General features: G+C 58.1%; 14 protein-coding genes. 10 read left to right on the plus strand and 4 right to left on the minus strand.

Annotated elements, in window-relative coordinates; genetic code table 11:
- Nucleotides 1-166: 166 nt before the first annotated feature.
- Genes K227x_RS29045 through phnX form a run of 4 tightly spaced genes read left to right on the plus strand, consistent with a single transcriptional unit; the run spans nt 167 to nt 4,519 of the window.
- Nucleotides 167-1,423: a DUF5690 family protein gene (locus K227x_RS29045; RefSeq protein ID WP_145176404.1), complete on the plus strand. Its 1,257-nt coding sequence runs from the start codon at nt 167-169 to the stop codon at nt 1,421-1,423.
- Entirely contained in the window at nt 1,420-2,574 is a 1,155-nt protein-coding gene (locus K227x_RS29050) for a zinc-binding dehydrogenase (protein ID WP_145176407.1), read from the plus strand. The genes K227x_RS29045 and K227x_RS29050 overlap by 4 nt, the downstream gene beginning before the upstream one ends.
- Nucleotides 2,571-3,704: a TIGR03364 family FAD-dependent oxidoreductase gene (locus tag K227x_RS29055; protein ID WP_145176410.1), complete on the plus strand. Its 1,134-nt coding sequence runs from the start codon at nt 2,571-2,573 to the stop codon at nt 3,702-3,704. The genes K227x_RS29050 and K227x_RS29055 overlap by 4 nt, the downstream gene beginning before the upstream one ends.
- Nucleotides 3,701-4,519: a phosphonoacetaldehyde hydrolase gene (gene phnX / locus K227x_RS29060; protein ID WP_145176413.1), complete on the plus strand. Its 819-nt coding sequence runs from the start codon at nt 3,701-3,703 to the stop codon at nt 4,517-4,519. The genes K227x_RS29055 and phnX overlap by 4 nt, the downstream gene beginning before the upstream one ends.
- 114 nt (nt 4,520-4,633) lie before the next feature.
- Here the strand turns inward: phnX and K227x_RS29065 are convergent, their stop codons facing one another.
- Complete coding sequence (locus K227x_RS29065; protein WP_145176416.1) at nt 4,634-8,185, minus strand: hypothetical protein; 3,552 nt, start codon at nt 8,183-8,185, stop codon at nt 4,634-4,636.
- Between the two features lie 235 nt (nt 8,186-8,420).
- Here K227x_RS29065 and K227x_RS29070 point away from each other — a divergent pair, with 235 nt between their 5' ends.
- Nucleotides 8,421-10,862: a c-type cytochrome gene (locus K227x_RS29070; protein ID WP_246146370.1), complete on the plus strand. Its 2,442-nt coding sequence runs from the start codon at nt 8,421-8,423 to the stop codon at nt 10,860-10,862.
- Nucleotides 10,863-11,036: 174 nt separating this feature from the next.
- Entirely contained in the window at nt 11,037-12,050 is a 1,014-nt protein-coding gene (locus K227x_RS29075; protein WP_145176422.1) for a ThuA domain-containing protein, read from the plus strand.
- Between the two features lie 54 nt (nt 12,051-12,104).
- On the opposite strand, the gene K227x_RS29080 is transcribed toward K227x_RS29075, so the two are convergent.
- Both K227x_RS29080 and K227x_RS29085 read right to left on the minus strand, forming a co-directional pair.
- Entirely contained in the window at nt 12,105-13,067 is a 963-nt protein-coding gene (locus K227x_RS29080) for a sugar phosphate isomerase/epimerase family protein (RefSeq protein WP_218933629.1), read from the minus strand.
- A gap of 71 nt (nt 13,068-13,138) precedes the next feature.
- Nucleotides 13,139-14,689, minus strand: coding sequence for an arylsulfatase (locus K227x_RS29085; RefSeq protein WP_145176425.1), 1,551 nt, complete (start codon nt 14,687-14,689; stop codon nt 13,139-13,141).
- Between the two features lie 344 nt (nt 14,690-15,033).
- On the opposite strand from K227x_RS29085, the gene K227x_RS29090 reads away from it, so the two are divergent.
- From K227x_RS29090 to K227x_RS29100, 4 genes are all read left to right on the plus strand, one after another.
- Nucleotides 15,034-15,495 (plus strand): cytochrome c oxidase assembly factor Coa1 family protein, encoded by a 462-nt coding sequence (locus K227x_RS29090; protein ID WP_246146371.1) that lies wholly within the window; start codon nt 15,034-15,036, stop codon nt 15,493-15,495.
- 238 nt (nt 15,496-15,733) lie between these two features.
- The gene (locus K227x_RS31005; protein WP_218933630.1) at nt 15,734-15,904 is read left to right on the plus strand and encodes a hypothetical protein; all 171 of its coding nucleotides are present in this window, start codon (nt 15,734-15,736) and stop codon (nt 15,902-15,904) included.
- 267 nt (nt 15,905-16,171) lie between these two features.
- The gene (locus K227x_RS29095; RefSeq protein ID WP_145176428.1) at nt 16,172-17,398 is read left to right on the plus strand and encodes a DUF1559 family PulG-like putative transporter; all 1,227 of its coding nucleotides are present in this window, start codon (nt 16,172-16,174) and stop codon (nt 17,396-17,398) included.
- 190 nt (nt 17,399-17,588) lie between these two features.
- Nucleotides 17,589-18,689: a TIGR03032 family protein gene (locus tag K227x_RS29100; protein ID WP_145176430.1), complete on the plus strand. Its 1,101-nt coding sequence runs from the start codon at nt 17,589-17,591 to the stop codon at nt 18,687-18,689.
- A 127-nt stretch (nt 18,690-18,816) separates the two neighbouring features.
- On the opposite strand, the gene K227x_RS29105 is transcribed toward K227x_RS29100, so the two are convergent.
- Nucleotides 18,817-19,272 carry a hypothetical protein gene (locus K227x_RS29105; protein ID WP_145176433.1) on the minus strand — a complete coding sequence of 152 codons (456 nt, stop codon included), beginning with the start codon at nt 19,270-19,272 and terminating at the stop codon, nt 18,817-18,819.
- Between the last annotated feature and the right edge of the window lie 8 nt (nt 19,273-19,280).

A 19,280-nucleotide genomic window follows, 5' to 3' on the forward strand; every position in this document is an offset into this window, starting at 1 on the left:
ATACTGGGTGATTGCCCCCCTGCGCGACACGGACAATTGCTAAGTTCGCCGCCTTCGTCGAGCCACCGCGTTGATGCTTCGACGCATCACGCACTTCGATCCTGCCCACCGATCACAATCGCGGGCAGGCGGTCTCGGCCACCACCGCCTGGGGGATCGAACCACCGTGAACGGCAACGCGAATTCCGCGCCACGATTACTGGCCACCGCTGTGGCCGCGTTCGGCGTTTACTTTTGCATGTATGCATTTCGCAAACCGTTCACTGCGGGCACCTTTGCGGACCAAGAACTGTTTGGGTTTGGTCTGAAGACGGCGCTGGTGGTTGCGCAACTGCTCGGCTATGTCGTATCCAAGTTCATCGGCGTGAAGATCATTTCGGAAATGCCCAGTCGCTACCGCGTGGTGACGATCGCTGGCCTGATCGGTTTTTCGGAACTGGCCTTGGTCGGATTTGCATACGCACCGATGCCCATCAAACCGATGATGTTGTTTTTCAACGGCCTACCGCTGGGGATGATCTTTGGGTTGGTGCTGGGATTCTTAGAAGGTCGCAAGCAAACCGAAGCACTCTCTGCCGCGCTGTGTGCCAGTTTCATCGTGTCATCGGGCGTTGTGAAATCGGTTGGCCGCTGGCTGATTGCTGACGTCGGCGTCAGCGAATTTCAGATGCCGATGTGGGTTGGACTGATCTTTTTGCCGCCACTGTTTGTCGCCCTTGCCGTTCTGCAAAGCACGCCACCACCGGATCAAGACGATCGTCGACTGCGCCGCGAACGCAATGTGATGACGGGCCAACAACGAAAGGATTTCTTTCTTCGATACTGGCCGGGACTGTGCCTGTTGTTCTTTGTCTACATCGCGTTGACGATCGCCAGAACGGTGCGAGACGACTTTGCGGTTGAAATCTGGCAGGGCCTGGGGATCGACCAACAACCTTCGATCCACGCCACGTCGGAAACGATCGTCGCAGTGATCATCACAGCGCTCAGTGGCATGGCTGCCTGTTTTCGAGACAACATTCTGGCCATGCGGATCACAACGTTGGCGATGATGACCGCGTTCGTGGTGGTGTCGGCGTCGGCGATGGGAATTCGATATGGACTGCTATCACCGATCGTGTTCATGGTTGCCTGCGGAGTCGGACTGTACGTCCCGTACGTGCTGTTCCACACGACCGTGTTCGAGCGATTGATCGCCGCATCCAAGGTGCCTAGCAATTTGGGATTCTTGATCTACATCGCCGATTCACTAGGCTACCTCGGCTACGCAGTCGTCATGCTGTTGCCGATATCTTCGGGCCAGCCGCACGAAACGCTGCCGTTTTTTGGCAGTCTGCTGATCACGGTCGCCGTCGTGTCGATCGCAGCTCTGGCGATGGCCAATGGATACTTCCGCCGCACGCTTGCCGAGCCATCGCTATGACGCCCGCCCCGATCGATGCCCGCGGCCGCGCTGCCGTGCTTCGAAAAATCGGTCACCCAGTGGATCTGTGCACTGTGCCGCTACCGTCCCTAGGCGACGGCGAAGTATTGGTCCGGATCGAATGCAGCACTCTGTGCGGCAGCGATCGACACACCGTCACCGGCGATCGCAACGAACCCATGCCGACGGTGTTGGGGCACGAAGCGATCGGCGTCGTCACCGAACTAGGCAGCCAACCACCGACCGACGTCCAAGGCACCCCACTGTCTATCGGCGACCGTGTCACGTGGTCATGCGCGGTATCGTGCTTTGACTGCGACCGATGCCACAATGGTCTGCCACAAAAATGCCGATCACTGATGAAATATGGGCACACGGTCGCAAAAGGACGTGACACCCTCAGCGGCGGGCTAGCGGATTTCATCTTACTGAAACAAGGATCTAGCATCGTTCAGCTGTCGCCCCACCTTCCCTGGCAGGTTGCCTGTCCGGCCAATTGCGCAACCGCCACGGTAGCCGCCGCGATGCGCACGGCCAAGTGTGGCAGGGGAGACCGCGTGTTGATCTTCGGTGCCGGCATGCTTGGGCTGACTGCGACCGCGATGGCTCATGCCGCCCAGGCAAAATCCATCACAGTGGTCGATCCCGTGGCCGATCGTTTGGCCCGCGCCAAACGGTTTGGGGCAACCGATACCTGCCAAGTCGGATCCAGCGTCACGCCACCTGCCCTCGCCGACGGCAGTGAAGGATTCGATGTGATCCTAGAATTCTCGGGCTCGGCGACCGCCGTCGCTGCCGCAGTCCGCGTCGGCGATGTCGGCGCCCGAATCGTACTGGTCGGCACCGTCATGCCCAGCGATCCCGTGGCAATGGACCCCCAACGGTGGGTTCGCAACTGTCTTTCCATGCACGGAATCCACAACTACCGTCCAGACGACTTGGTCGCCGCCGTGCGGTTCCTGGAATCCCAACATGCCACGTACCCATTCGCGTCGTTGATTGAAGAATCGTTTTCGCTGGCAGACATCGACGCGGCCCTGACTTGCTTGATCGACCAGCGTCCGGTCCGCGTCGCCGTGATCCCTGACCCTGCGTCCATGAACGATACGCCCAATCCAATCGCGACTCTTCAAGCGGATCAAAACGGATGAACTCTCATTTTGATGTTGCCGTGATCGGCGGTGGCATTGTCGGCTTAGCTCATGCTCTGGCTGCGTCGCGCCGCGGCCTATCGGTTGGATTGTTCGAACGATCCTCGGCCGCCCAGGGTGCCTCGGTTCGAAACTTCGGCATGATCTGGCCGATCGGACAACCCGGCGGCCCGCTCTATGAACTAGCCCTGCAATCACGCCTGCGGTGGCTGGACCTCGATCGTCAGGGCGTCGTCAGCGCCGAAACCTGCGGCTCGATCCATGTCGCCCGGCAGCCCGACGAATTGGCGGTCCTAGAAGAATTCTGTGCCTTGGGGTCCCACGATGCCCGCATGGTCAATCCAAACCAAATCGCTGATCTTTCACCGCTGGTGCGGACCGATGGATTGTTGGGCGGAATGCACAGCCCGACCGAACTCCGCGTCGACCCACGAACAGCGTCCGCTAACATCGCGGCTTGGTTGACGGAGACAGGGCGTGCGGATTGCCACTTCGAAACCCTGATCAGCGGTGTCAGCGATGGACGGATCGAGGCATCCGACGGGCGTTGTTGGCGGGCGGATCGAATTCTGGTCTGCAGCGGCAGCGACCTGGAAACGCTGTTCCCCGAATCGCTCCAGAAATCCGGCCTGAAGCTTTGCAAATTGCAGATGCTGAAAACGTCCCAGCGACCACCGACAAAACCTTCGCCCCATATCGCCAGCGGGCTAACACTGCGGCACTACACATCATTCAATGCGTGCCCATCACTCGCCGGCCTGCGCCAACGAATCGCCCAGCAATCCCCTGAACTGGACCAGTACGGCATCCATGTGATGGCGTCAACGTTCCCCAGCGGGGACGTGATCCTGGGTGATTCGCACGAATACGGGGATGACATTTCACCGTTCGATAAACCACAAATCGACGACCGGATCATCCGCGAACTACGAGAATTGATTCATCTGGATGACTGGACGGTGCGACAACGGTGGCACGGGATCTACGCAAAACACACTTCGCTACCGATCTATCACGACACACCCGCGGGTGCCGTTGATGTCTTTGTCGGCACCGGCGGCGCCGGGATGACGATGGCGCACGGCTTGGCAGAACAAACTTGGCAACAATGGGCAGGAGACCCTTCATGACCCAGAACTTCACACACCTTCGCGCCTTGGTCCTCGATTGGGCCGGTACCACGATCGACCACGGCAGCCGAGCCCCGGCCGCCGTGTTCCAATCGGTCTTTGCTAGCCGGGGCGTGGACATCACAATCGTCGAAGCCCGAGAACCGATGGGCAGGGCCAAACGAGATCACATCCTGGCGATTGCCACGATGACGCGAGTCGCCCAGGCATGGCAAGCAGAACATGGTCGACCGATATCCGACGACGACGTGGATGCGATCTATGACGAATTTTTGCCGATCCAAAAGTCGATCCTGGGTGACCACTGCGAAATGATCGATGGGGTCGTTGATGCGATTGACCAATGCAGATCCCGTGGCCTGAAAATCGGATCCAGCACCGGCTACACGCAGGAATTGATGCAGATCGTTGCTCCGGCGGCTCGGCAACAGGGCTACGACCCGGATGTAATTCTGTGCGCCGACGATGCACCTCGCGGCCGCCCCGCGCCGTTCTTGCTGTTCGAAGCGGCAAAACGCTTGGACGTGTTTCCGATGCATCGGATCGTCAAAGTCGACGACACCCAAGTCGGAATCGAAGCCGGACGCAACGCCGGATGTTGGACCGTGGGGATTACCCGCAGCGGCAATTGTGTCGGACTAAGTCAGCAACAGTGGGACGAACTGCCACTGGACCAACAGCAACCGAAGCTTGCCGCGGCGGTCCAACAGTTGACCACCGCCGGCGCCCACTACACGATCGAATCGGTCGCGCTGCTGGTGCCCGTGTTGAACGAAATCGACGCCCGCAGCCAAGCGGGTGAACGACCGGGATGATTCGACGCGCGGCCCAGTGGGGCTCGCCGCGGATCTAGCCGCGGATGTCCACGGCGTAGGGATACCGATCTGCCGCGGGGACCACGGCAGATCGTAATCGGGTCAATCCAGCGACTACACGCCCGCCAATTTGTTCAGCATCGACTTGTCGGTCAACGATGGCTGCATCGGGTCAGCACCAAGGGTTCCGATCAACGATTGCTGGTAGTTAGGCGACGACACATTGTCGATCTGTTGACGAACGAACTGCAGCCGCTGATTCAGTTCGGCTGCCTCGGCCTTGTCGGTCATCGACATTTCTTCGTCCGTCAGTTCCTTGATCACCGTTGTCAGCCGATCTTCGAACGACTTCCAAAGGTCCAGATCACGGTTCTTTTTGGTCACCAGGCGACGTTGATACCAATCGCTGGCCAACAACGCATCGCGATTGAACAACTCACGTACTTCGGGATCATTGATCGATTTCCCTTCGTATTCGCCGTAGGCCATGATGCTAAGCACCGCCTGCAACGGCGGGCACGCCAGTTCGTAGCCACCGTCGGCCATGTACTGCAGGGCAACCCGTTTCTGTGCTTCGGCAATGTGCAGCACGCCGTCGGCGAACGAGGCCGGGTCTTGCAGTTCGGGTTTCAGCAGTTCGTCCGGGAACACCTTTGCCGGATTATCAAAGATCCGCCCCAGGTAGGTTCGCACGAACTTGCGAGTGATCCGGTATCCCAATCGGCTAGCGGGAATCAGTACTCCGTCGGCTTCGAAGTCTTCGACCTTCTCTAGCATTTTCGCATCGATCAATGCCTGTGGGTCGCGTTCCTCGGGTCCCATCCGGCACCACACTTCGGGGATCAGCAACGAAATATCGTGTCCGATCGCGAACTTGGGTCCGATGTGACCGGCCGGCGTGCTGAACCCAGCCAATTCCGTCAGGATCATCGACACCACCATCGAATTCAAATCGATCGAAGGCATCAACGCGTTGAACGGTCCCTTGGTCAGCGCGCCTTCGCTGCCCGCACCGGTGGTGCTAGGACTCTTACCCGTCAGCGAACAGACATAGTCCATCACCAGTTCAGGCAGTTCTTGGTAGTGCAGGGGCGAATAGACCGCCAACGATCGAATGCCTTTATCGGCTTCGGGCGGATTGTTCCGCCGTCCACTGAGCACCGATCCGACCGGAGTGTGCACCGGAGCGTCCGCGGGCAATCGGCGATGCAGTTGCATGCCTCGCATGGCGACATAGGTATCGCGAGCGTTGACCATGTCAGGACGGTTTTGCAAGTATCGCGGGTTCGACGTACGCGTTCCGTCGCCCATCACGCGTGGGTGGGCGGTGCTGACCACAAACCCATCGTCGACCGCGGCCGCACGCAGCAGCAGGTCCTGCATCGGATCGGTGAACTTGTCGAATTCGATCGCGTCTTCGACCAATTCTCGGGTAACTTCGCTGGGCAGCGGCTGAAAATTGCTGATGAAGTTGCCCGGCTTGGACAAATCCAGTTCGGTTTGTTTATCCAATCCACGGTGGATCGCATCATCAGGACGCTGGAACAGACGGTATTCACAGTTCTCGACGAACTTGTAACTCCCCGCCTTGGGAACCGCGACGCCGACTTGATCGACAGCGCCAGCGGGAACCACCACGCTGCAACTGATGTCGTCTTCGCGTTGGACCTTGGCCGCCGCGATGAAGTCCTGGCGAAGCTTGAACGTCCGCCAACGCTGTTCGTCCAACCCGATTCGCAGGTAGGTCCCCACCAAGGAACGGTCGCCAATTTTCAATTCGTGACCGGGGGCACCGTTGACGATATCGACGCCAAAGTAATCCTTCCAGTTATTCTCCATGCCGGGCTTGATGAATCGCTTGATGATCAAGGCCAACGCATAGACATGGTCAGGAATCGTCGCCAACCATGCGACGTACTCTTCGCGGAAATTCGGCTGCGGCGTCAGCAACTGAATCATGCTGCCCAGACTTCGCTTGGGGTCCAGCACGCCACGGCTTGGCCGATCGTCATAGCTGGGTTTGTCTTCGGTGTTGGGGTCCCAACGATCTTGATAATCGCGGCTGAAGATTTCGTCCAACTTGGCAAAATCTTTCTCGTGGTCGGCAACGAAGATCGGGCCGTACAGCATGTAGTCGCGCAGACTCTTGCTGATCTCACTTTTCCCGCCACCACTGACCGTGCAGGGTTTGTGGCAAAAGATGCCTTCGCCGACGGTCCCGATCAGCCGCCACGACGGTGCTTCGGGGTGTTTTTCAAGCTGGATCTTGTATCCGCTGGGTGCGATGTAGATGTTTCGCGGCAGCAGAGGGATCCGCTGTTCGACGCCATCCTTCGTCCAAAGAATGCATTTTTCGGACAGTGTGGCTCGAGCCGATTCGGGGATGTAGATCACCGATGGGTCGAATTTATCGATCCCGTAACCTTCGGGCTGAAAGTCGATGAACGACTGGTATTCCTTGACGATTTCGTCGAACTTGCGACCGTTGTATCGGCGACTGTTGACCTGAAAATCTTCGCCCAAGGAATACGACGCAAACGCCAGCGCACCACCGGCGTGTTCTTCCTCGGTGTTGCCCATCAGGTTGGTGGCGTAGCTGATCTGTGTTTTGACTTCTTTTTTGCAGTAACCGTAATAGTTGTCCGCAATCAAAGTGACCATCACACCGGAGGCATCGCGACAGGTGATCTTGAAGGCACCCCCGTCGTTGTACTTTTCGCCGGGATCTTTCCAGCACATCGAATCACGCCGCTGGCGTTCGGTCGCATCGTCATAGGACGGCAGTCCCAGTTCCTTCTTGGTCAGCGAGGTCAAATGGGTGGCCAGGACCACGCATCCGGTATGCCCGCTCCAGCCGTGGACATCCAAGCTGGCGTCATTGGCCGCGATCAACGGGTCACCGGCATTGCCGAAAATCGATTCCACGAAATCCAGATTGCTGACCAGCGTCGCGGGCGCAAAGAAGCGAACTTCCAGCGACTTTGCCTCGCAGTATCCTGGCACCCGCGGACACACCAATGGCCGCAACAGCAACGACACCCAGGTGTGTGCCCGGCGATTGGATTGAGACGAATAGGGCAGTTCCATCAACGATTCAGGCGGGCTCATCGCCGCGCGGAACAGATTGACGAAGACGTTTTTGGGCACCGCGCGTTTGTCACCGGGGATTGGCAATCCCCCCTCGACCACGTGAAAGGTGCCAGCCGTTGTGCGACGATCGGCGCGAGGATTGTTCAGCACGCCGTTTTCGCAGCGGAAGGATTCCACCAGCTCGTTTTTGTATTCATTGCCACCAATCGGCAAACTCAACTCGCGTGCCATCCCATGGCGATCCAGAGTCAACGATCGGCTGGGCAATCGCAGCGCCGATTCACCGACTTCGTCGCGAAAGTAGTCCTGCAAAAAAGATTCGATGCGGCTGTCGACCGGTGCTCGGTGCTCGGCCAACAAGCGGTTCTTTTCCTTCAGACTATCCAGAATCCCTGTCGAAAAGGCCGCCATCGAATCAGCAACGGTTTCGTCGTCGGGAGGCAACAGACCGGCCGACGCCATCTGAAACGCGATGTAGCTACGCAGTCGCTCGCGTTCAGCCGGTTCCGCAGATACTTGGGCATCCCAGCCGACGGAACGTTGCAATGCGCCAGGATCTTTGACCAACGATGACATAGCTTTAGGCTCCGAAAAGGCATTCAAAACGTTCGTTTTTACGGGTCTAACATAACAAATCGCGGCCACAACACAGTTGTTCCGAACCATCCAGAATGAATTCTGGACGCCCTGCGTTGGAGCATTTGCCCGTATATGGTTATCATCGCAAAATATCCCTCCAATACACACCCGCCATCCCCACCAAAAAGGTCTGTCGCCAATGCGATACCTCTTGTCACTTTTTGCCGCCTCCATGTTTTTTGCCGTCGGGGCGTCCGCCCATGCGGCGGGACTGGGCGTCACCCCGGTTGACCAGTTCAGTGTCCCCGAAGGTTTCCAGGTCGAACTGATCCACGAAGTTCCCGGCGACACCGAAGGATCCTGGGTCAGCCTGACGGTGGATCCCAAAGGACGATTGATCGCGTGCGACCAATACGGTGGGCTGTACCGAATCGACATCAGCGGCGATGACCCGCAAGTCGAAAAACTGGACATTGAATTCGAAGGTGCACAGGGATTGCTGTGTGCGTTCGGATCTTTGTACGCCAACGTCAACTCGCGAACGTTCCCCGCAGGCGTGTGGCGTCTGACGGACACCAACGGTGACGATCAGTACGACAAGAAAGAACACATCATCCCGCTCAACGGTGGATCCGAGCACGGTCCGCACGCGATGATCCTGACCCCCGACGAACAGCGAATTCTGATGTGCGCGGGCAACAACACCAGCCTGCCAAAGAACATCACTCGCAGTCGTGTTCCTGAAAACTGGGACGAAGATCACCTGTTGGGCCGCATGCCCGACGCCCGTGGTCACAACGCCGATCGCTTGGCCCCCGGTGGCTACGTCGTTTCGTTCAACCCGGACGCCAGCGATATCGAATTGGTCGCCACCGGATTCCGAAACGAATACGACATCGCACTGAACCGACAAGGCGAACTGTTCGCCTATGACGCGGACATGGAATGGGACGTCGGTACACCTTGGTATCGCCCAACCCGCATCAACCACGTCATCAGTGGCGCCGAATTTGGATGGCGAAACGGAACTGGCAAATGGCCAGAGTATTACCCCGATTCGTTCGGTTCGGCCGTCGACATCGGCCCTGGATCGCCCACCGGAATCTGTTTCGGATACGGCGCCAAGTTCCCCGCCAAGTACCGCGATTCGCTGTTCATCTGTGACTGGAGCTACGGCAACATTCACGCCGTGGAATTGACCCCCGATGGCAGCTCCTATACCGGTTCGTACAAAACGTTTGCGACCGCAGCACCGCTGCCGGTGACCGACATTTTGATTCACCCGACCGACGGTGCGATGTACTTCACCATCGGTGGACGCAAAACCCAAAGCGGTCTGTACCGAATCACGTACACCGGCGACCTGGCCGACGAACCGGTCCCAGCGGTCGATTCGTCTGCCCAAGCACTTCGCGATCTTCGCCACCAATTGGAAGCGTTGCATGTCGGGGACGTCTCGGCTGACTCGATCCCGATGATGCTGGAAAACCTGTCGCATGAAGACCGAGCCATCCGTTTCGCGGCTCGCATCGCGCTGGAACATCAACCGGTACAGCGATGGCGTGACCAGGTCGTTTCATTGGACGACCCACGTGCCAGAATCCTTGGTGTGATTGCGCTGGCCCGTTGTGGCGAAGCGAGCGACAAGGCGGCTGCCCTGTCCGGTTTGAACGAACTGGAATGGTCATCGCTAGACGCCAGCAACCGCATTGGCCTGCTGCGAGCCTACGGATTGGTTGCCATTCGATTGGGCGCCATCGACGCGGACGAAGCCAAACCGCTGTTGGCCAAAATCGACGGACAGTTCCCGACCGGCGACAATCAGGTGGACCGCGAATTGGCACAGATGCTGATCTACCTCGGTTCGGCCGACGCGACCGCCAAGGTCGTTGCCGAAATGAAGGCATCGCCCAGCCAGGAAAACCAGATCCACTATGCGATGGCATTGCGGGACACCAAGAACGGTTGGACCCCGGAATTGCATCGCCAGTACTTCACTTGGTTCAGCGATATCCAAAGCGCACGCGGCGGCATGTCGTTCGGCGGCTTCATCGACAACATCAAAAAGGCGGCTCTGCAACGAGTCCCCCAAGATGTTCAGGATCAATTGGCTTCGGTCATCAATCCACCTCAGAAAGCCGATGACGCTGTCACCAAGGCACGTCCGTTTGTCCACAAATGGACCGTCGACGACCTGCTAGATGTGACGACCGCAGAGGATCACGTTGCCAACTTTGAACGTGGCAAAGAAGTCTTCGCGGCAGCACAGTGTTACAAGTGTCACCGGATGGGAGTGCAGGGCGGTATCCTAGGACCGGACCTGACCTCTGCTGGCGGACGCTTCAACGCCAAAGACTTGCTGGTTTCGATCATCGAACCAAGTAAAGTGATCAGTGACCAATACGGTGCGACCCAATTTTTGACGGACGATGGACGCGTGGTCGTCGGTCGAGTCGTCAACATGAACGGAAGCAACCTGGCCGTCATGACCAACATGCTAGACCCATCGTCGCAAACGCAGGTCAATCGTGACACGATTGAAACCACGAAACCGGCGACCACTAGCATGATGCCAGCCGGACTGATCGACACGTTCACCGACGAAGAAATCGCTGACTTGGTCGCCTACCTGCGTGCAGGTGGCAACGCCAAACACCCGATCTTCCAAAAGTAGGTGACGACAGACTTCCGTCCCGCTGCGATCCGCAGCGGGACGCGCTTCGGTGGGTAGAGGACTGTTGGAACAATCACTGACGTAGTGGATTTCTGGCGAACCCCACGACGCGGCCTCCCACACCAGGCCTGGCAAACAACCATCAACTCTTCCCTCGTATCGACCGAGACTTCCATGCTTCGTGCATTCCTGTGTTTGACAATCCTGGCCGTGTCCGCATCGGTACCGGCCCTTGGCGATGACCCTTGGTTGACCTTTCCTGGTGGCGATGGCCCCGGTGCGGGAAAACACATCGTGCTGGTCTCGGGCGATCATGAATACCGCAGCGAGGAAGCTCTGCCACAGCTCGGAAAAATCCTCTCCCAGCGACTCGGATTTCGCTGCACCGTGCTGTTCGCAATCGATCCCAAAACCGGGCTGATCGATCCCGAATTTGAATCCAACATCCCTGGACTTCAGGCATTGGATTCAGCCGACTTGGTGATCCTAGGGCTGCGATTTCGCAACCTTCCCGATGACCAGATGAAAATGATCCTGGACTATGTCGATGCCGGTCGCCCATTGATGGGGCTGCGAACATCGACCCACCCGTTCAACATTCCCGCCGACCGCAAATACGCCAAGTATTCGTGGAACAACAAAAACAAAGACTTTGCCGGCGGCTTCGGCAAACAGGTGCTGGGTGAAACCTGGGTAGCCCACCATGGCAAACATGGCTCGGAATCCACTGCTGGGATCATCAGCGACCCGGACCACCCGATCGCAACCGGCATCCAGTCGGGCGACATCTGGGGGCCAACGGACGTGTACGCGGTCAAGCTGCCGCTATCGGGCGACGGGCACGCGATCGTCAAGGGACAGATCCTGTCAGGCATGAACCCAGATGACGCGCCCGTTACCGACGATCGCAACGACCCCATGATGCCAATCGCTTGGACGCGGACCTACAACGGCGGCCGCGTTTTCACAACCACGATGGGATCCGCCGATGACCTGCCCAACGAAGGCGTTCGCCGAATGCTGGTCAACGCGTCGCTGTGGTGCGTGGGCCTAGAAGACCGGATCACCGATGACTTGGACGTTTCGATCGTGGGCGAATACAACCCAACCGGGTTTGGGTTCAAAAAGTTCATCCCCGGCAAGAAACCGGCCGACTACGACCTAACGCAACCGCAGCCCGCCAAGTAGGCTTGGCGAGGCAAACGTTGGCTTGGATCGTCCCGCGATCCATTGACCGGTTGGCTAACCATCGATCAAGTCGAACGCAGCCGTCATCGCCTTGGCTGTGGCGGCACAAGCCGGACCATTTTCCATCGCCGCCAGTTTGCGATTGAATGGTTCGGCACGGATCGGGCCGTCGTACCCGATCGCGACCAGAGACTGCAAGAACGACTTCAGGTCGATCACGCCGGTCGCCATGGGAAGCATTCGTTGATTGTCGATCTGCTGGTCCACCGCCAATCCGGCCGGCGCGTCGTTCAAGTCACAAGCCACCACATCGGCATTCGATAGAGACGTGATGTCGGCGACGGTTTCACCGGCCGTGTACCAGTGCCAACTATCTAAAATGAACCCCACACCGGGCTGATCGATCTGGGCAATCAGGTCCTTGGTTTCCGCCATCGAATGGATGAAGGGATATCGCTTGGATGTCCACAACGTCTTCGGACCGACGTATTCCATTCCGAATCGTTGCCCGTGGTCGCCGAGCACTTGGACGCATTGGCGCAGACGTTCGGCGTGCTGACGCATGTTCTGTGTGTAGGTCAGATCGTCATGACAGGGCATCAGGTATGTGCCCACTCGCGTCACCCCGGCATCCTGCATCGCGGCCGCCAAGTCTGGCAACGAATTCAACTGTTCGCGAAAAGTTGCCTCGTCCCGGCGAAACTCGACCGGCAATCCGGCGGCTCCCCACACCAACCCCGATTCCTTCATCTGGTCGATCCACTCGGCCCTTTGATCCACACTGGCATTGGCAAGAGCGTGCGGGTCAGGCGTTACCGCTTCGAATCCATGTCGGGCTGCCAAGCGAATCGCTTCGGGCTGGTCCGTGTTCACACCGATCGAACCACCGCGCAGCGACATCGTGAACAACCGCTTGGTCGGCGCCGCGGCGCGAGCCCAACGCGTGGTCACGCCGGCCAGTACGGTGGCGGCGGACGCCTGCAACATGCGGCGGCGATTGCTGGTCAACATCGGCATGGATCGGGGTCCAAAAGGAGAAAGCAGGGGAGGGAGAGTGAAGGGAGTGATCCTTGGCGATTCGATCGGAATCAACTGCCACTGGGGTCATATTGGCCGTTGGGAAAGTCCGGCTCGGTCGTTCGATTGGCAACGAACTGTTTTTCCAGACGATCCACCACATCGGGATGCTGGGCCGACAAATCATTCGACTCGGTTTCATCCACGCTTAGGTCGTACAGTTCCCATGCACTGGGCTGCGTGCCGCTGACGCCACGACGGACCGCTTTCCAACGACCATCACGAACCGCAGCGATGCCGCCGTAGCCACTGAAATCCCAGATCAACGGTTGATCCCGACCGGACAACGCTTCCCCACGCAACACCGGATTCAAATCCACTCCATCGATCGTCTGAGACGTCGGCAGTTTGCCGCCGGCGATCGACGTCAACGTCGGAAACCAATCCGGGAAATAGGTTGGTTCGGAATTCTTGGTGCCCGCCCCGACATGCCCCGGCCAACGGACAACACAGGGAATTCGGATTCCGCCTTCGTAACAGCTTCCCTTCCAACCTCGCAGCCCGCGATTCGAATCAAAGAACGTGCAGGCGGCACCGCCGACGTGAAATTCGGGATTGCGACTGCCATGGGTTGGCCCATTGTCGGACGTAAAAACAACGATCGTGTTGTCCGACAATCCATGCTGTTCCAATCGCTGCAGGATCTGGCCCACGTGTTCGTCCAGATCCGAAATCATCGCCGCATAGGCTGCCCGTGGACGCGGATGTGGCAGGTAACCATTCTCACCACGATAGGGACCATGTTCTTCGTCCCACTGCGTTGGATACTCGTCAATCCAGCGCTGGGGTGGCTGCATCGAAACGTGCGGTTCGACAAACGGCAGGTACAAGAAAAAGGGTCGTTTCTTGTTCTGGTCTAAGAACCGGATCGCTTCGGAAAGAATCCGATCCGGGGCATAGGTCTTCGATCGGTAGTCATCGGCAACCACTTCGCCGTCGGGTTTGCGATCGTGCCCGGGGATCGGGTACGGGTTGATGGTCACCTCTTTTTCGTTGCTGTCAAGAAAAGTCGGATAGTAGCTGTGGGCGTTCCGCTGACAGTTGTATCCAAAGAACCGATCGAACCCCTGCTTGATTGGCGAACCCGATGTGTTGGACGGACCGAGTCCCCATTTGCCAAACGCGCCGGTGGTATACCCCGCCTGCTTTAGAACCTCGGCAACGGTGACGACATCGTCCGTGATCGGCCACTGACCCGGATAGATCCGGCCGTTACCCGAATCACGATTCCCACGGATTTGGGCGTGCCCCAAATGCTGACCCGTCATCAACGTGCATCGGGCGGGCGCACAGACCGGTGCACCGGTGTAGTGATGCAAGAACGTCATTCCATCACGAGCCAACGAATCGATGTGCGGCGTGCGAATTTTCTGCTGGCCGTAACAGCCCAGTTCGCCATAGCCAAGATCGTCAGCCAAAATGAACACGATGTTCGGGCGATCACTGGCTTGGTCCGCCCCGCGCGCCGTTCCAATAGCGCCCAACACAAACATCAGTGCCATGCCACAACCCACCGCGGACGTGGCCAGATCGTGAAGAAATTTAGATCGACAGGAAATCATGAGGTCAGCATCCGCATAGCAGTATGGTGATGGATCGCAGCCACACAAACGAGTGGTACACAAACGCGACACACACTCACCGGCGCGAATCCTAGGCAGTTCAAGAGATCAGCCCAGCATAACTGAGCGTCCGACACGGTGTGCCGCAGCGATTGCCTCTGCGCCGGTTTGCCACAATCCATCGCCGCAGAACCGCGTTCGAAAGAATGCCCACTGCCCACAACAGGAATCTCGTCGAACAAAATTCCCGAGCCAACTTCTGTCAGGGCACCACCGCCCGAGATGGGGGGATAAGATAATGGCAGCCAAGCAAGCTTCCTCTTCTGGACCAGCGGGACGAAACAATGTCAGTCGATCAAATGTCGCCAAGTTCACCGGAAACGATGGCCCAACCCGTCCCGCCCAAGTCCAGAACCGGATGCCTGTTGATGGGGATCGGCGGCGGTTGTTTGGTAGCCATCCTGATCTGCGGCGGACTTGCCGCCACCGGCGTGATCAGCGTTTTCGCCCTGCTGAAATCCAGCCAACCGTACACCGAATCGCTGCAACGAGCACAGCAAAACGTTGAACTGCAGCAGCAAATCGGAACGCCGATCGAACCCAGCATGCTGGTCAACGGCAACGTCAACCTGAACAACGACGACGGCGAAGCCAACTTGAACTATTCCGTTCATGGCCCCAATGGGTCCGCCCAGGTGAAGGTCGTTGCGACCAAGACGGACGGAAACTGGCAGTACCAGCAGATGCAGGTCACCCCGGATCAGACCAAAACGCCGATCGACTTAGCGACGCCCAACGAACCCTAGGCTGGCAAAACCCCAGTCCCCCTAAACCCCCAGAACCACCAAGGGTGTGCCCGCTGTGGCACTGACCTTAATCCCAAGACGCTAGAACTCAACCAACGGCGGTTTCTGTCCCGCTGATCCGATTTAGAGGCGCTTTGTTGTTGATTACCGCCCCGCAGCCCCCAAGACTAGGGCTGGGGAAGGTCGGCCATCGTCTTCATTCCGACCTCGAAATTGTTCTGGCTTAGTGGATTTTGCGATGAAACCGATGACACGATTGGCAGCCCTGCTGTTCTTATCGATACCGCTGATGGGGTGCGACGACAGACCGTCCGTGTCCATTGAAGATGGTGACGAGGAAGCGATCGCCAAGTACGAGGCGATGCTGGCCGCCGAAGGGGAAGGCGACAAAGACCTGGACGCTCCCTGATTGATCGAATGACATTCAGGGGCATCCCGCCAGGGATTCTGTGCAGCACGCGAGACAACGCGAACCGCTGTTAGGGATCCAGTTGCCCGGGTTCAGCTGCTTGCATCCGGCTACCCGGATTCAGCAGTGTGGGCCCAACGGGGGACCGAGCGATCATCCATTGCGATGGACGGTCATTTTGCGAGAAGCACTTCGGCGCCCCCGAACACTGCCGCATCGATTTCATGCGGTCATATTCTTTTCTTATCTTATCGAGGGGACGTTCTGATGAAGAACCACAAGAACGGTTTCACATTGGTGGAACTGCTAGTCGTGATCGCCATCATTGGTGTTTTGGTCGGGCTACTGCTACCGGCGGTGCAGTCGGCTCGCGAAGCGGCCAGACGGATGAGCTGCAGCAACAACTTCAAAAACATCGGGCTGTCGATCCACAACTACCACTCGGCGTTCCAGCAACTCCCGATGCACGGGACGGGTGCGACGAACGAAACCGAGGACAATTGGAACAACGCCGACAACCCAGGCACCCCTGGGGCACCCGGCGGCTACACCCGCCATCAGTTGAGCATGCTAGTGGGCATCTTGCCGTTTTTAGAACAGACGGCGATGTGGGAACAGATTTCCAATCCGCTGGAAGAACCCAGTGGTGAAACGTGGGCGGCGATGGGACCGGCACCCTACACGATTCGGTACACCCCATGGACCACCGACGTTCAAACCTATCGATGCCCAAGCGATCCCGGCGTCGGTCTGCCGGCCATCGGGCGCACCAACTATGCGGCCTGCACGGGCGATTCATGCAGCCGCGCCAACTTGGGCATCTCACGATTCAATGGCGGCCAAGGTCGCTGGTACTACCAAAACGAATCGTGGTTGATGCAACAGGTTCGCGCAGCCCAGCGAGGCATGTTTGTGCCGCGTGCCAACGGCAAGTTCCGTGACACGTTGGATGGGCTGGCCAACACGGTGATGATGGCAGAGATCATCACATCGCTTGGCGACCGAGACATCCGCAGCGTTGGATCCCGCGCCAAAGGATCCCGTTGGGGTGGCGGAGTGGAAGGCAACCCCAGCATTTGCTTGGACGAAGACATCGATCCGCTGCGTCCCAGATACTGGTTGCCTGGCACCAACCTGCCCGGTGCTGCCACCCAACGCGGATTCCGCTGGGCCGACTTCCGACCGCAATACACCCAGGTCAACACGATCCTGCCACCCAACAGCACGGTCTGTTTGAACTACAACGATCACGGTGGCGATGGAATCATGCCGCCCAGCAGCCATCACCCCGGCGGTGTCCATATCCTGATGGGGGATGCTTCGATTCAGTTCATCACCGATTCGGTTGAATCCGGGGATGGTCATGCTGAAATGGTTTGGCGTCAAAACAATAACAACCAAAGCACTCTGCAACCGGGCTCGGCAAGCCCCTATGGCGTGTGGGGTGCGCTCGGAACGCGAGCGACACGCGAACAGGTCGACCTGCCTTTCTAGCCCGCTGGTTATCTGGCCTCGAAATCACCGATCCGAACCCCGTCTGAATGTTCAGGCGGGGTTCTTTGTGCGCCGTTGGTTGCCCTAGGTCGCATTTTGAATCACGCTTGTGCCGAGTCGCTGAGGCCGTGCGAATCCGCGTCTGACGAACCGCCCAAGCTGGAATACCTGGAAACGAAAAGTACAAGCGATGCCCGAACCGCTGCGCAGCGTCCATACGTCGAACATTCCCGACATCCTTCACCAATTAGGAATTTCGATCCTGGTCACGACCTACCAGGCTGGCCGGCTGGTGATGCTGCGCGCCCAGGACACAGCTCTGAACACGCACTTTCGGTCATTCGATAAACCAATGGGGTTGGCGATCGACGGAAATCGATTGGCCGTTGGCACCGCCAACCAGATTTGGGAGTTCCATAACCTGCCGGCGGTGTGCGAAAAAGTGGATGCGAAAATACGGGCGTCCGATCCGGCGTCTCCGGTGCATCATGACGCTTGCCTTCTGCCACGCACGACCCACTGGACCGGCGACATACAGATCCACGAAATGGATTGGGTCAACGGCGCCGCGGGAACGGAGCTATGGGCCGTCAACACACGCTTTTCGTGCCTTTGCCGGCGCAGCGACGTGCACAGTTTCGAACCCGTGTGGCGACCGTCATTCATCCCACACTTCGTCCCCGGCGACTGCTGCCATCTGAACGGTTTGGCGACTCGAGATGGCCAGGCCCGCTATGTGACAGCGCTCGGGGAAACCCACGAAGTGGAAGGTTGGCGCAAAAACAAACGCAATGGCGGGATCCTGATCGATATCGAATCGGATCAAGTGATGGCACATGGCCTATCGATGCCCCATTCACCCCGCTGGCACCAGGGTCATCTATGGGTCCTGCAATCCGGTATCGGCGAACTCGGCATCATCGACCCGGCCAATGGAAGCTACCAGAGCGTTGCCAAACTGCCCGGCTTCACGCGTGGGTTGTCGTTCGTCGGACCGCTTGCGTTGATCGGCTTATCACAAGTCCGCGAATCCGCGATCTTTGGCGGAGTCCCGATCGCAGAGGCGAAGCTTGACCAGCGCGTTTGCGGTGTATGGGTGGTCAACATCGAAACGGGAGAAACCGTCGGCTTTGTCCGGTTCGAGGACGCCGTCCACGAGATCTTTGCCGTCGAAATCTGGCCAACCCGTTACCCCGAATTGATCAACGACGATCAGGATCTGCTGGCTGGATCGTTCGAACTAGCCGACGAAGCTCTGGCCGACGTCCCAACTGAAATGCGTCGCCAATGACCCGATCGACGCGAACGCCGATGCGGAAGAAGCGGATCGGCGACGGCCAATAAAAAACGCCTAGGACCTTGCATCAGGTCCTAGACGAATCAAGTTCAGTCGTTTGATCGATCGATCGCGGCAGTGACTACTGAGCCGACTTTGGCTTCGCCTTGGCGAATGCCTTTGCGAAAGGTTTCTCGGCGAAGACCAGTTTCATTTTGGCTTCGTCGCCTTCGGCCTTGTCGACGGACCCTTTGCAGCCTTCACAGCAGAACGCAACCTTGGTCTTGGCAACGACGGTGTTGATGTCCGCGCTGACATCTCGGCCGCTCATTGGGCAGGCCTTCTGTTCGTATTGCTTCGTTGCGACCAGTTGGAAATTCGCTTTCGTGGCGAACTTTTTCGTGTCGGCTGCAAATTTGCCAGCGCATCCGCCACAGCAAAAATAGACCTTGCCTTCTTTGTATTCGGCCGACTTACCTTCGCTGGCTGCCTTGGGGGCAACGACGCATTGAACGCCTTCCAAATCGACATCGCCAGCGACAACGGTCGCACCGGCAACTAGCAAGATAGCAAAGCAACTGAGTAGTTTCTTGATCATGATTCGTC

The organism is Rubripirellula lacrimiformis, from assembly GCF_007741535.1.
Classification (GTDB): Bacteria; Planctomycetota; Planctomycetia; order Pirellulales; family Pirellulaceae; genus Rubripirellula; species Rubripirellula lacrimiformis.